This window comes from Streptomyces sp. RKND-216, assembly GCF_004795255.1.
Classification (GTDB): domain Bacteria; phylum Actinomycetota; class Actinomycetes; order Streptomycetales; family Streptomycetaceae; genus Streptomyces; species Streptomyces hazeniae.
Map to the genome: position 1 here is coordinate 4,652,597 of NZ_SSBQ01000002.1, position 13,751 is coordinate 4,666,347.

Annotated in this window: 13 protein-coding genes; 5 read left to right on the forward strand and 8 right to left on the reverse strand. The window is 72.6% G+C overall.

Annotation, left to right across the window (positions count from 1 at the left end):
• Positions 1 to 63 precede the first annotated feature (63 nt).
• The 3 genes from E4198_RS20320 to E4198_RS20330 all read right to left on the reverse strand — a co-directional run bounded on the left by E4198_RS20320 (position 64) and on the right by E4198_RS20330 (position 2,747).
• Entirely contained in the window at positions 64 to 486 is a 423-nt protein-coding gene (locus tag E4198_RS20320; RefSeq protein ID WP_136184417.1) for a hypothetical protein, read from the reverse strand.
• Positions 487 to 685: 199 nt separating this feature from the next.
• Entirely contained in the window at positions 686 to 2,017 is a 1,332-nt protein-coding gene (locus tag E4198_RS20325; protein WP_136184418.1) for an MFS transporter, read from the reverse strand.
• Positions 2,018 to 2,081: 64 nt separating this feature from the next.
• Positions 2,082 to 2,747 (reverse strand): hypothetical protein, encoded by a 666-nt coding sequence (locus tag E4198_RS20330; RefSeq protein ID WP_136184419.1) that lies wholly within the window; start codon positions 2,745 to 2,747, stop codon positions 2,082 to 2,084.
• Between the two features lie 180 nt (positions 2,748 to 2,927).
• On the opposite strand from E4198_RS20330, the gene npdG reads away from it, so the two are divergent.
• Positions 2,928 to 3,626 carry an NADPH-dependent F420 reductase gene (npdG, locus tag E4198_RS20335; RefSeq protein ID WP_136184420.1) on the forward strand — a complete coding sequence of 233 codons (699 nt, stop codon included), beginning with the start codon at positions 2,928 to 2,930 and terminating at the stop codon, positions 3,624 to 3,626.
• A 117-nt stretch (positions 3,627 to 3,743) separates the two neighbouring features.
• Positions 3,744 to 4,004, forward strand: coding sequence for a hypothetical protein (locus E4198_RS20340; protein ID WP_136184421.1), 261 nt, complete (start codon positions 3,744 to 3,746; stop codon positions 4,002 to 4,004).
• 37 nt (positions 4,005 to 4,041) lie between these two features.
• Here the strand turns inward: E4198_RS20340 and E4198_RS20345 are convergent, their stop codons facing one another.
• The 4 genes from E4198_RS20345 to panB form a co-directional block, all read right to left on the reverse strand.
• The gene (locus E4198_RS20345) at positions 4,042 to 4,857 is read right to left on the reverse strand and encodes a site-2 protease family protein (RefSeq protein ID WP_136184422.1); all 816 of its coding nucleotides are present in this window, start codon (positions 4,855 to 4,857) and stop codon (positions 4,042 to 4,044) included.
• 28 nt (positions 4,858 to 4,885) lie between these two features.
• Positions 4,886 to 5,659, reverse strand: coding sequence for an ABC transporter permease (locus tag E4198_RS20350; protein WP_247597963.1), 774 nt, complete (start codon positions 5,657 to 5,659; stop codon positions 4,886 to 4,888).
• An 86-nt stretch (positions 5,660 to 5,745) separates the two neighbouring features.
• Positions 5,746 to 6,759 (reverse strand): ATP-binding cassette domain-containing protein, encoded by a 1,014-nt coding sequence (locus E4198_RS20355; protein ID WP_136184424.1) that lies wholly within the window; start codon positions 6,757 to 6,759, stop codon positions 5,746 to 5,748.
• 132 nt (positions 6,760 to 6,891) lie between these two features.
• Positions 6,892 to 7,788, reverse strand: coding sequence for a 3-methyl-2-oxobutanoate hydroxymethyltransferase (gene panB, locus E4198_RS20360; protein WP_136184425.1), 897 nt, complete (start codon positions 7,786 to 7,788; stop codon positions 6,892 to 6,894).
• 443 nt (positions 7,789 to 8,231) lie between these two features.
• On the opposite strand from panB, the gene E4198_RS20365 reads away from it, so the two are divergent.
• Complete coding sequence (locus E4198_RS20365) at positions 8,232 to 9,278, forward strand: endonuclease/exonuclease/phosphatase family protein (protein WP_136184426.1); 1,047 nt, start codon at positions 8,232 to 8,234, stop codon at positions 9,276 to 9,278.
• Between the two features lie 36 nt (positions 9,279 to 9,314).
• Here the strand turns inward: E4198_RS20365 and E4198_RS20370 are convergent, their stop codons facing one another.
• The gene (locus tag E4198_RS20370) at positions 9,315 to 11,078 is read right to left on the reverse strand and encodes an NAD+ synthase (protein WP_136184427.1); all 1,764 of its coding nucleotides are present in this window, start codon (positions 11,076 to 11,078) and stop codon (positions 9,315 to 9,317) included.
• Positions 11,079 to 11,226: 148 nt separating this feature from the next.
• Between E4198_RS20370 and E4198_RS20375 the strand changes: the two genes are divergently transcribed.
• A complete protein-coding gene (locus E4198_RS20375; protein WP_247597771.1) occupies positions 11,227 to 12,312 on the forward strand; it encodes a helix-turn-helix transcriptional regulator in 1,086 nt (361 codons plus the stop codon).
• A 183-nt stretch (positions 12,313 to 12,495) separates the two neighbouring features.
• Positions 12,496 to 13,740, forward strand: coding sequence for a S8 family peptidase (locus E4198_RS20380; protein WP_136184428.1), 1,245 nt, complete (start codon positions 12,496 to 12,498; stop codon positions 13,738 to 13,740).
• Positions 13,741 to 13,751: the final 11 nt, after the last annotated feature.

Here is a 13,751-nt window from a genome sequence, read left to right on the forward strand (position 1 = left end):
CGTGGCGGACGTCGCCGGGCGACGGGCTCGTGCGGCGGGCTCGTGCGGCGGCGCGTGGGTCCGTCAGCAGCGGAAGGTCTGGAGCACGGCGGGACTGAGCGCCACCGGGCCCGGTCTCCGCGTCCCCGCCGCCCGGGTGTCGTGCGCAGCGGGAACGGCGGCGGCCGGGCGGGGCGCCGCACCGGCGGCCAGTGGTGCACGGGCGCAGGCCGTGGCGGAGTGTGCGCTGCTCGAGCGGTACGTCCACGCGACCGGATCGGCGGGGCAGCCGTCGGGCGCCGATGGACGCCGGGCGTCCGGGAGCTGTGGGTGGCCGGCCGCCTGCTCCGGCTGCGGCACGGCCCGTGCCGCGACGGCGGCGCGGTGCGCGGAGGCCGGGTCGTCCACGGGGGAGGACGGCGGGTGCGGCAACACCGTGAGCAGCAGAACGACGGCGGTCAGTACGAGCAGGCACGCGACGGCGACCCGGTGATGGTGCGGTGTCATACGGTCGTCCCCCCTCCCCTGTCGTAACACAGTGTCCTCACGTGCTCACGTAGCGCTCAACGCTTCGACGGTACGTGAGCGTTCCCCGCGGGACGACGCCTTTCGGGTGAACTCTGTGTGTCCGGGTCCGTGCCATCTGTGCCCGGCCGGGGCCGGCGGGAGGTGCGAGGCGGGAGCTGTGGGAGGCGCGCGAAGGGGGTCAGGGCGCGGCCGGCTCCGTCGCGGCGTTGTTCCCGCCGCCGGCCTGCGCCGTATCGGCCTGTGCGTCCCCGGCCGCCTCCCGCTTGGCCCGGGCGTGCGGGTCGGTGCGGGCGTCGTAGGACATCAGCTTCGGCAGCGCCAGCATCAGGACGCCGACCGCTGCCACGCAGAGCAGGCCGCCGCCCCACACCGAGGTGCGCACCGAGGTGAGCGCGGCCATGCCGCCGGAGCGGAGCTGGCCGAGCTGCGGCCCGGCGGAGAAGGACAGCAGCTCGATGCCGGCCAGCCGCCCGCGCAGCCCGTCCGGGATGGTCTGATTCCACAGGGTCGACCGGAAGATGCCGCTGACCATGTCGAACGCCCCGGCCACGGTGAGGAACAGCAGGACCAGCCAGATGTTCTGCACCGCGCCTGCGGCGGCCATCGCCGCTCCCCACAGCAGCGCCGCGAGAGCGACCATCCGGCCGTGCCGGTGGATTCTCCGCGTCCAGCCGCTGGTCGCGCTGACCAGCATGCCGCCCAGCGGCAGCGTCGCGTACATCATGCCCAGGGCCCATTCCGCGTCGAGCCGGTCGGCGAGGAAGGGGAAGAGGGCGAGGGGGAACGCGAACAGCATCGCGGCGATGTCCACCGTGTACGTGCCCAGCAGTTCCTTGCGGTTCCAGGCGTAGCGCGCGCCCTCCAGGATGCCGCGCAACGACGGCTTCTCCGCGTCGTGCCCGGCGGGAGAGGGGCGCAGGCGCAGGCCGAGCAGGAACGACACCGCGAAGCTGAGCGCGTCCAGTACGTACGCCGTCTCCACGCCCGCGTAGGCGATCAGCAGACCGGCGAGGGTGGGGCCGGCGACGCCGCCGATCTGCCAGCGCAGCGAGTTGAGCGCGGCGGCGGCGCTGAGCTGGTCGTGCGGCACGATGCGCGGAACGATCGCGTCCAGGGCCGGACGCTGGAGGCCGACCAGCGAGCTGGTCAGCGCGCCCGCCGCGTACAGCGGCCAGATCATCGGCTCGGGCAGCAGCGAGTTCAGCAGCAGGCCCAGTGCGACGAGGCCGAGTGCGAACTCGGTGAACAGGATGACCTTCCGGCGGTCCACGGCGTCGGCGAGCGCGCCGCCGTACAGGCCGAAGGCGATCAGCGGCACCAGCTCGACCACGCCGAGAGCGCCCACCGCGACCGGCGAACCGGTCAGCTCCTTGAGCTGGAAGGGCAGCGCGACGAAGGAGAGGAAGCTGCCGAAGACCGTGATGGCCCCCGAACACCACAGCACGCGGAAGTCCCGTGAGGAACGCCAGGGCGAGAGGTCGGGGAGCAGTGCGCGCAGATCGAGGGACACGAGCTGCCATCTTCCGCCCCGAATGCTGCACGGGGCAACTGCTTATCGACCTGGTCCGGAGGACTCACCAGCGCGGCGGCGGTGGCGCCGTGAGGCGTTCGGCGAGCCGGGAGAGGCGGTCGCGGAAGCCGCGCGCGTGCCGTGCCGCGGTGAACGGCTGCGGGCGGGGGGTCAGGCCGCCCGGCCCCGGCACGGCTTCGCCGGCGGCCGCGCTGACCAGGTGCTGGAGCGTGTCGAGGTCGAGCTCCTGCGGGTCGGCGGTGAGCGCGTCGTGGGCCATGCCGCCCAGTTCGGTGGTGCCCGGCGAGTCACCGGTGTCCGATGGCATGCCGCCCTCCAGCGCCAGGACCGTCGCGCCGGCCCGCCGCGCGTCGTGCACCCGTTCCAGCAGGCCGCCGCCCGGCGCGCCCGGAGCGACCACCAGCAGCGTCTCGTTGCGTCCCGCTGCCTCCAGCCGGGCCAGGCCGCAGGAGAGGTGGGCGGGCGCGGCCGGCGGGACCCGGTGGCGCACCAGTGTGGGCGACAGCTCGGGGAGCCCGGACCAGGCGGCCTCGTCGTCCAGATGGGCCGCCAGGTGCCAGGGTTCGTGCTCCTCGGTGCCGACCAGCAGCAGTCCACCGCCGCGCGGTGAGACGGAGGCGCGCAGAGATCCGGCGAAGCGCCGGGTGGAGGGCAACCACTCCGTTCCGGCGAGGACTTCACGCAGCAGGGCGACCCGTACGGCATCCATGGGCGTGCATGCTGCCGTACGGCCGGTGCTGCGCGCCGCGGTTCGGGGGAGACGTCGCCCGAACGGGGATGCGGCCCTCGTGCTCCGGAGTGCGAGGGCCGTCAGGATGTGGCGAAGCCCTCGACCAGTGAAGCTACTCACCAGTAGGAAGTGGTCCGCGTACACCGTAGGATCGGTCCCATGACTTCCTCAGCAGCGCCCTCGCCCAAAAAGGATCCCTGGGACCTTCCCGACGTCTCCGGACTGACCGTCGGCGTGCTCGGCGGCACCGGCGACCAGGGCCGCGGACTCGCCTACCGGCTGGCCCTCGCCGGCCAGAAGGTGATCATCGGATCGCGGAAGGCCGAGCGGGCCCGCGAGGCGGCCGGCGAGATCGGCCAGGGCGTCGAGGGCGCGGACAACGCGGAGTGCGCCCGCCGTTCGGACGTGGTGATCGTCGCCGTGCCCTGGGACGGCCACGCCGCCACGCTGGAGAGCCTGCGCGAGGAACTGGACGGGAAGCTCGTCGTCGACTGCGTCAACCCGCTCGGCTTCGACAAGAAGGGCGCCTACGCCCTGGTGCCCGAGGAGGGCAGCGCCGCCGAGCAGGCCGCCGCCCTGCTGCCCGACTCCCGCGTGACCGCCGCCTTCCACCACCTCTCCGCGGTGCTGCTCTCCGACCCGGATATCAAGGAGATCGAGACCGACGTGATGGTGCTCGGCGAGGTGCGCGCGGACTGCGAGATCGTGCAGGCCCTCGCGGGCCGCATCCCCGGTATGCGCGGCGTCTTCGCGGGGCGGCTGCGCAACGCCCACCAGGTCGAGTCGCTCGTCGCCAACCTGATCTCGGTCAACCGCCGGTACAAAGCCCACGCGGGCGTGAGGCTCACCGACATCTGAGCCGGCCGACCGGGGCGTGCGCGAGGGACGTGCGCCCCGCGACGGTCCGCCCCGCGGGGTGTGGGGGACAATGGAGCGGTACACCCATCTGCTCACCCGACGGGAGCCCCAGCCCCCATGCCCGCCTCCACCCCGCCCAGGCCCTCGAAGTCCATCGCCCTGGCCGCCACCGCCCTGTGCCTGCTCGCCGTCGTCGCGGCGGTGGTCGCCTTCGTGAACGGCAACTGGTTCGGGATCGCCTGGGTGCTGCTCGCGGGCGTCACCTCGAACATGGCGTGGTACCACTGGCGTCGGCTCCGCGCCACACAGGGTGGCGAGCAGGCACAGGGCGGCGGCCCCGGTGCGGAGCAGCCCCCGCGCGACGGCCGCGGGCGGTGACGCGCCCGCCCCTGGAAACGTGCCCGGAGGGCGGGCGTCACCGGCCGAGCGTCACCGGCACGAAGCCCGCCTGCGGGTCACCGTCCCAGAAGCGGAAGTACTCCAGCCCGTAGTACGTCTCGCCCTGCCCCACGCCGAGCATGCCGAGTACCGCGTCGACGACGTCCCAGAACACGGCCCCGATCCCCGGGATCCACAGGCAGGCGAAAACGATCAGCAGGCCGAACGGTGCGAACGGCTCCGCCTGCTTCCGGGCCGACGGCGACAGCCAGGGCTCGATCACCCCGTAGCCGTCCAGCCCCGGGACCGGCAGGAGGTTCAGGATCGCCGCCGTCACCTGGAGCAGCGCCAGGAACGCCAGCGCGAAGCGGAACGGCGTCGGCATCGTGTCGACGGTGCCCAGCCACCACGGGGCAGTGAGCGCGAGCGCGAAGGCCACGTTGGTCAGCGGCCCGGCCGCCGAGACGAGGCTGTGGCGCAGCCGGCCCCGGATGCGGTCCCGCTCGACGAACACCGCGCCGCCCGGCAGGCCGATGCCGCCCAGGATCACGAACAGCACCGGCAGCACGATGCTGAGCAGCGCGTGCGTGTAGCGCAACGGGTTCAGCGTCAGGTAGCCCTTGGTGGCCACCGTGTGGTCACCGCCATGCAGCGCCGTGCGCGCGTGGGCGTACTCGTGGAGGCACAGCGAGACGATCCAGCCGGAGACCACGAACAGGAAGACCGCGACGCCGGTCGCCCGCGCGAAGTCCGTCCACACGGCCCAGCCCGACACCGCGAGCACCGCCACCAGGCCCAGGAAGACCGGGCTCGGACGGCGGTGCTCACGTTTCGGCGCGACAGCGGAGGTCATGAGGCCCGACAGTACCGGGCCCCGCCGGTCAGGTCTTCTTGCGGAAGGTGTTGATGGCCAGCGGGGCAGTGACCGCGGTCAGGCCGACGGACCACACCAGTGTCCACAGCAGGGGCCCGCCCACGTCGCCGGTGCCGCCCATCAGCACGCGGGACACGTCCGCCACGTGCGTGAGCGGGTTGACGTCGGTGAACGCCTCCAGCCAGCCCGGCATCGTGCCCGTCGGTACGAAGACCGACGAGCCGAACTGCAGGGGCATCAGCACCAGGAAGGACACGCCCTGCACGGCCTGCGCGGTCCGCATGGTCAGACCCAGCAGCATGAAGATCCACACCAGGGACGCGCCGAAGAGCGTGGTCAGGCCGATCGCGGCGAGCATGCCGAGCACGCTGCCCTGGAGCTCGTAGCCGACCAGGAAACCGACCGTCAGCAGCACCACGATGGCGATCAGCATGCGGCCGATCTCCACCACGACCTTCGCGATCAGCACCGAGGACCGGGCGATGGGCATGGACCGGAAGCGGTCCATCACGCCCTTGCGGAAGTCCTCGTTGATGCCGGTGCCCACCGCCATGGCGATGTTCATGCCCATCATCGCCATCATCCCGGGGATGAGGTACGCGGTGTACACGTCCCGGTCGGCGTCGCCGGAGATGGCGCCGCCGAAGACGTACACGAAGAGCAGGGTGAAGATGATGGGCATCAGCAGCGCGTCCATCATCGACTCGGGGTCCTGCTTGATCTGGAGCGCGTTGCGGCGCACCAGGGCCCCGACGTGCCGCACGTTGGCGCGCAGCCCGATCCGGTCCTCGCCCGAGCCGGGCTTGACCGACGGGGCGGGGACGCGCGGTCCCGGACCGGACGCCTCGGGGGAAACGGTGGCGGTGCTCACGCCGCGACCTCCTCGTTCTCGGGCTCGGACTCCTGATGGGTGGCCCGCTGGCCGGTGATGGCCAGGAACACCTCGTCCAGGCTGGGCAGATGGGTGGCGATGTCGGCGATCCCGAAACCGCGCACGCCCAGCAGCCCGACCACGGCGGTCAGCTGTTCGTCACTGATGATCGGCACGCTGACGACGCCGCGCTCCGCGTCGGCCGTGGCACCGGAGATGCCGTCCAGACCTGCCTCGGCCAGCGCGCCGGCCATCGCCCGCAGGTCGCCGGTGTTGGCCGGGCGGATCTCCAGGGTGCGACCGCCGACCTTCGCCTTCAGCTCCGGCACCCGGCCCTCCGCGATCACCTTGCCTTGGTCGACGACGGTCAGCTCGCTCGCCAACTGCTCCGCCTCCTCCATGTACTGGGTGGTCAGCAGCACGGTGTTGCCGTCGGCGACGATGTGCTTGACCTCGTCCCACACCTCGTTGCGGGTGCGCGGGTCGAGACCTGTGGTGGGCTCGTCCAGGTACAGCACCCGGGGGTGGCCGATCATGGACGCGGCCAGGTCGAGGCGGCGGCGCATGCCGCCGGAGTACTTGCTCACCGGCTTGCGGGCCGCCTCCGTCAGCGAGAATCGCTCCAGCATCTCGTCCGCCCGGCGGCGCGCGTCCCGGCGTGGGAGGTCGAGCAGCCGGCCGATCATGTAGAGGTTCTCCCAGCCGGACAGCTTCTCGTCCACCGAGGCGTACTGGCCGGTGAGTCCGATGGTGCGGCGCAGCCGGCGCGGCTGGCGCACCACGTCGTAGCCCGCCACGGTGGCCGTGCCGGCGTCCGGCGCCAGCAGCGTGGACAGAATCCGGACCAGGGTGGTCTTGCCCGCGCCGTTCGGCCCGAGCACGCCCATGACGGTGCCCTCGCGCACCGTGAGGTCGATGCCGTCGACCGCCCGCGTCTCCCCGAAGTGCTTCACCAGTCCGCGGACCTCGACGGCATTGCGTCCGTGGGCGGTGGCTTCCTGTCGCGTCATGACCCTACGGTGACAGGCGCCACCGACAAACGGCCGACATCCCGCCTACAGGCGGGAGGCCGGCCGTACGCCGCGCGTGCGTCGCCCCCGTGCCGCCGGTACCCGGGCCGGCGCCGCAGGGAAGCGACGCGGTCAGGAGAAGCTGTGCTCCGGCTGCGGGAACCCGCCGCCGGTGACGTCCTCGGCGAACGCCTTCGCGGCGCCGCCCAGCGTCTCCCGCAGCTGCGCGTACTGCTTCACGAAGCGCGGCAGCCTGCCCGGCGTCAGGCCCGCCATGTCCGTCCAGACCAGAACCTGCGCGTCGGTGTCCGGGCCGGCGCCGATGCCGACCGTGGGGATGTGCAGCGAACGGGTGACCTCCGCGGCCAGCTCGGCCGGCACCAGCTCCAGCACCACCGCGAACGCGCCCGCGTCCTGCGCGGCCTTCGCGTCCCGGACCAGCCGGTGCGCGTCCTCGTCGGAACGGCCCTGCACGCGGTAGCCCATGGCGTTCACGGACTGCGGCGTCAGGCCCAGGTGGGACATGACCGGGATGCCGGCGGAGACGAGCAGTTCGGTCTGGCGCAGCGAGCGTTCTCCGCCCTCCAGCTTCACCGCGCCGACGCCGGCCTCCTTGACCAGCCGGGTGGCGTTGCGCAGGGCCTGCTCCGGGCCCTCCTGGTAGGAACCGAACGGCAGGTCGCCGATGACCAGGGCGCGCCGGGTGCCCCGTACGACCGCGGCGGAGAGGATCGCGATCTCGTCCATGGTGACGGGCACGGTCGTCTCGTATCCGAGGTGGCAGTTGCCCATCGAGTCGCCGACGAGCAGGACGGGGATGCCCGCGTCGTCGAAGACCGAGGCGGTCATCGCGTCGTAGGCGGTGAGCATCGGCCACTTCTCGCCGCGGTCCTTGGCAGCGGCCAGGTCGCGGACGGTGATCCGGCGGTTCTGCGTGCCGCCGTAGAGCGACCTGGGGTTCTGGGAGGACGGTCCCGACTGGGCGGAGGTTTCAGGCTGGGCAGGCTGTGCCGGCTGGGCAGGCGTCATCGCACTGGCTCCTGTGTCTCGTCGTCTCGTGGCGCCCCTGGGGGCGTCCCCGGATTCGGTTCCATGCTGGCACGGTTCGGGCGAAGGGGGGAACCCCTGACGCGGCCCGGGAGCCCCCTGCCGGCTCCTCGCCCGGCCTTCCGCCGTGCGCGGTGCGTTCCCGGGCGCCACGAAAGGTGATCCCCGCTGGCGGAGGGCGTGCGGAAGGGGCGCCGGCACCCCGCGCGACACGGGTGTCCGCGAGGGCGCCCGGATGTGCGTGTTCGGTCACAGCAGGGCTCGCCCCGCCCTCTCGCGGAACCCGGCGCGCGGTGGTGATCGTCCTGCAGACAGGAACGGATCACGGCCCGAAGGCGAGGTCGGGGGCGTGCCCCGCACGGTCGGCGGGCGGCCCGGTGATCACCTATCGTTCCCCGGACGGGCGAGGCGAGTGAGGACGGCGCATGGCACGGGCGTTCATGACGGAGGCCGAGCGGACCGACGGCGCGGGGCGCGGACGGTTTTGCCGCTCCTTCCGCGGGCCGTGGGGCGGGTCGTCGGGGGACCGCGGCGGCTGGAGCGCTCCCGGCATGTGGCGGCGCGGGGTGCTGCTCGCGGCCGTGGCCCTCGGCCTGACCGCCCTCCTGCTGCTGCACGCCCGGGTGCCCAACGTGATCGGCAACCTCGGCTCCCTGTGGGAGACGTTCCTGCCCTGGGGAGGCCTGCTGATCCCGGTGCTGCTCGTGTGCGCCGTGGTCCGGCGGTCCGCCACCGCTCTGGTCGCACTGCTGGCGCCCGTCGTGGCGTGGTGGAGTCTGTTCGGCGGGCTGGTAAGCGACAAGACCGGCTCCGGCGGCGAACTCACCGTCGTCACGCACAACGTGAGCGCCGCCAACCCCGATCCCGTCGCCGCCGCCGACCAGTTGGCGGCCTCCGGCGCCGACGTGCTCGCGCTACAGGAGATCGCCGGCGACCGCGTCCCGCTCTACGAACGCGAACTCGCCGACGCCTACCCGCACCACGTCGCCTTCGGCACCGTCGGCCTGTGGAGCAAGGAGCCGCTGGAGGACGCCCGGCACGTCGACATCGACATCGGCTGGAAGCGCGCCCTGCGCGCCACGGTGCAGACGCCGCAGGGGGATGTGGCCGTGTACGTCGCGCACCTTCCCTCCGTGCGGGTCGAGTTCCGCTCCGGCTTCACCGCCGGCCAGCGCGACGACGCCGTCCGGCGGCTCGGCAGGGAGATCGCCGACGACCCCGTCGGCCGCGTGGTGCTGCTCGGCGACCTCAACGGCACGATGAACGACCGCGCCCTGGCCCCCGTCACCTCGCAGATGCGGTCCACTCAGGGCGCGGCCGGCGACGGCATGGGCTTCTCCTGGCCGGCGAGCTTCCCGATGGCCCGCATCGACCAGATCATGGTCAAGGACCTCGACCCGGTGTCCTCCTGGTCGCTCCCGGGCACCGGAAGCGACCACCTCCCCGTCGCGGCATCCGTGAACCTGCCGTAGCAGGAGTCGCGGGCCCGGGCGATCCGGACGGGCGGCTCAGCTCGCGGTGGTGCCGGTCTCGCGCCAGCGGTTGGTGACGGGGAGGCGGCGGTCCTTGCCGAACCCCTTGGCGGAGATCTTGGTGCCGGGCGGGTACTGGCGGCGCTTGTACTCCGCGGTGTCCGTCATGCGCAGCACCCGGGTCACGGTCTCCTCGTCGAAGCCCTGCGCGATGATCTCCGCACGGCCGCGGTCCTGGTCGACGTACAGGGCGAGGATGCCGTCCAGCACCTCGTAGTCGGGCAGCGAGTCCGTGTCCACCTGGTCGGGGCGCAGTTCGGCGCTCGGTGGCTTGCTGAGGGAGTTCTCCGGGATCGGCGGCGTCCGTCCGGCGGCCTCGGCGGCCCGGTTGCGCCACCGGGCGAGCGCGAACACGGTCGACTTGTAGACGTCCTTGATCGGCCCGTACGCGCCGACCGAGTCGCCGTACAACGTCGAGTAGCCGACGGCCAGTTCGGACTTGTTGCCGGGCGCCAGCACGATGTGGCCCTCCTGGTTGGAGAGCCCCATCAGCAGGGTGCCGCGCAGCCGGGACTGGAGGTTCTCCTCCGCGAGCCCGGTGAGCTCGACCGTCGCCAGGTAGGCGTCGAACATCGGCGCGATGGGCACCGTGCGCAGGTCGAGGCCGGTGCGGCGGGCGAGGTCCTCCGCGTCCGAGAGCGAGTGCGCCGAGGAGTAGCGGGACGGCATCGCCACGCCGTACACGTTCTCCGCGCCGAGCGCGTCGCAGGCGAGGGCGGCGGTGAGAGCGGAGTCGATGCCGCCGGACAGGCCGATCAGCACCGAGCGGAAGCCGTTCTTCCGCACGTACGCCCGCAGGCCGGTGACCAGCGCCGTGTACACCTCCTCCGGGTCCTCCATGCGCGGGGCCTCCTCACCGGTGACCTCCGGAGCGGCGGCCGGCAGCGGCTCAGCGGACAGCGTGCGGTGCTCGACGCGCAGCCCGTCGTCCACCGTCCCCGCAGGCACGTCCCCGGCCGCGGGCAGCTCCAGGTCGAGCACCACGCAGCCCTCCTCGAACTGCGGTGCCCGCGCCAGGACCCGGCCGTCGGCGTCGACGACGATGGAGTCGCCGTCGAAGACCAGTTCGTCCTGCCCGCCGACCGTCGCGAGGTAGGCAATGGTGCAGCCGGCCTCCTGCGCCCGCTTGCGCACCAGTTCCAGGCGGGTGTCGTCCTTCTCCCGCTCGTACGGTGAGGCGTTGATCGACAGCAGCAGCCCGGCCCCGGCGGTACGGGTCGCCGGGACGCGGCCGCCGTCCTGCCACAGGTCCTCGCAGATGGCCAGCGCGACGTCGACGCCGTGCACTCGCAGCACCGGCAGCGTCTCGCCGGGCACGAAGTACCGGAATTCGTCGAACACGCCGTAGTTGGGCAGGTGGTGCTTGGCGTAGGTGAGCACCACCTCGCCGCCGTGCAGGACCGCGCCGGCGTTCTGCGGAGCGCCCGCGGGCTGTCCGTAGCGGGGCTGTGCCTGCTCGCTCCGGTCGAGGTAGCCGACCACGACCGGCACCCCGCCCAGGCCCTCGCCGTCCAGTCGCCGCGCCAGCGTGCGCAGCGCGTCCCGGCTGGCCTCGACGAACGAGGACCGCAGCGCCAGGTCCTCGACCGGATAGCCGGTCAGCATCATCTCGGGGAACGCCACCAGGTGGGCCCCCTGCTCGACGGAGTGCCGCGTCCAGCGCAGGACGGCATCGGCGTTCCCCTCGAGGTCGCCGACGGTGGAGTCGATCTGATTCAGCGCGATACGAAGTCGATGCACGCCCCCATCCTAATCGTCTTTCTGACGCGATCCGCCCGAGACAGGAGGAGAAACGTTCCGCCGAAGCGAGCCGGCGGTCGGCTCGAGAAAGCTACTGGCGAGTTCGCGACATTGACGCGAACTCGCCAGTAGCACGAGGATGCCGGTCATGCTGGAGGCTCTCGATCTGGACCCCGTGCAGCAGCAGGCGTACGAGGCGCTGGTGGACGGCGCCGTCACCCTGCCCGAACTCCGCGCCGCCCTGGGGCCTTCCGGCCCTCGCGCCCGGGAGGTGCTGGCCTCTCTGGAACGGCTCCGGCTCGCCGAACGGGTCGCCGGTGCGCGCGGCGAGTCCGACCGCTGGCTGCCCGTCGCGCCGGACGTGGCCTTCGAGACACTGCTGACCGCGCGCGAGGAGCAGCTGCAGCGCGCCCGCCTGCACGTCCAGCTGCTCGCCACCCGCTACCGCGCCACGACCGGTGCCCGTGACCCCATGGACCTGGTGGAGGTGGTGATCGGGCGGGCCGCGGTGATCCGGGCCGTGGACCAGCTCCAGCGCAGCGCCCGCCACGAGGTGCGCGGCATCGACCGCCCGCCCTACGCCAACACCGGACCGGACCGGACCGATCCGCGGACCGGGATGATGCCGCTCCAGGAGGAGACGATGCGTCGCGGCGTCGGCTACCGCGTCATCTACGACACCGCTGGCCTGCGCGGCACGGAGACCGTCGGGCCGTTCCACAGCGTCGACACCGATCTCGCTGCCTGCGCCGAACTCGGCGAGGACGCCCGCGTCATGAGCGGGACCCCCACCAAGCTGATGCTCGCCGACGACCGGTGCGGCGTCATTCCGCTGCGCACCACGCCGTACGAGGTCGTCAGCGGTGTCGTGGTCCACCCGTCCGGACTGCTGGAGGCGCTGGGCGGGCTGTTCGAGGTGCTGTGGGAACGGGCGCAGCCGCTGCACGGCGACCGGGAGGGCCCGGATCCGGACGACGCCAGGCTGCTCGCCCTGTTGACGACCGGGCTCACCGACCCGGTGATGGCCCGGCAGCTCGGCGTCAGCCACCGCACGTTCCAGCGGCGGCTGCGGGCGCTCATGGAGCGGGTCGGTGCGGCCACGCGTTTCCAGCTCGGGGCCCGCGCCACGGCGCTCGGCTGGCTCGCCGACACGCGCGGGGCGTCGACCGGCGACGGAGTCGGCGCGCCGTGTGCGGCGGAAGCCGACCGCGCGCAGGTCGACATCGGAGAGTGAAGCGGAGGCCACGGCTCCGCCCGCTGACCGACTCGACCCGTCTACGCGCGGCACCCGAAGGATGTCCGGTTCCTTCCTTGTCTTGTCCTGCTCGTGACATTGCGTTTGGCTGCTGATCGCTGCGCGCCCCACAGCGCAGCACGCGCTCCCCACAAGCGCGAACCCCCACACAAAGGAATCCAGATGGCTCAGCAGCAGGGGTCCCCGCAGGGCAACTCGCACCGCCGGACGGCCGGCAGGCGCCGCAAGATCTCCGTCGCCGTCTCTGCCGCCGTGGCCACGGCGGCCGTCGGTACCGCCCTCGCCCTCCCCGCCACCGCCGCCCCGCCGCAGGGCACCGTCATCGGCGCGCAGTCGGAGAAGGCCGTCGCGGGCAGCTACATCGTCACGATGAACAGGTCCGCCCTCTCGGCGAGCTCCGAGAGCGGCAAGGACGTCGTCGAGGAGCACGGCGGCAAGGTGAAGGACACCTTCACCCGCGTCCTGGACGGCTACGCCGTCGCCATGTCGGGCCAGGAGGCCCGTGAACTCGCCGCCGACCCGGCCGTCGACGAGGTGTACGCGAACAAGAAGTTCACCATCACCGGCGAACAGAGCAACCCGCCGAACTGGGGCCTGGACCGGGTCGACCAGAAGAACCTCCCCCTGGACGACACCTACACCTACCCGGACGGCGGCGGCGAGGGCGTCACCGCGTACGTCATCGACACCGGCGTCCGCGTCTCCCACCAGGACTTCGGAGGCCGCGCCGTGGACGGCTACGACGCCGTCGAGGACGACGACGTCGCCCAGGACGGCAACGGCCACGGCACGCACGTCGCCAGCACCATCGCCGGCGAGACGCACGGTGTCGCGAAGAAGGCCACGGTCGTCGGCGTCCGGGTGCTGAACGACCAGGGTTCCGGCACCACCGCCCAGGTCGTGGCCGGCATCGACTGGGTCGCCCAGAACGCCTCCGGCCCGTCGGTCGCCAACATGTCGCTGGGCGGACCGGAGGACCCGGTCCTCGACGAGGCCGTGCAGAATGCCATCGACGCTGGCATCAGCTTCGCCGTCGCGGCGGGCAACGACGCCTCCGACGCGGGCTCCTCGTCGCCGGCCCGTGTCCCGGACGCCATCACCGTCGGCGCCACCGACGACACCGACGCCCAGGCGAGCTTCTCCAACTACGGCTCGGTGCTGGACATCTACGCACCCGGCGTGGACATCACGGCGGCCTGGAACACCGGCGACGACGCGACGAACACGATCTCCGGCACCTCCATGGCCACCCCGCACGTGGCGGGCGTCGCGGCGCTCTACCTCGCGGGCAACACCGGCGCCACACCGGCGGACGTGTCCACGGCCCTCACCGAGGGCGCGGTACCGGACGTCGTCGGCAGCCCCGGTTCGGGCTCCCCGAACCTGCTGCTCAACGTGGTGGAGTGAGACTCGGTGGT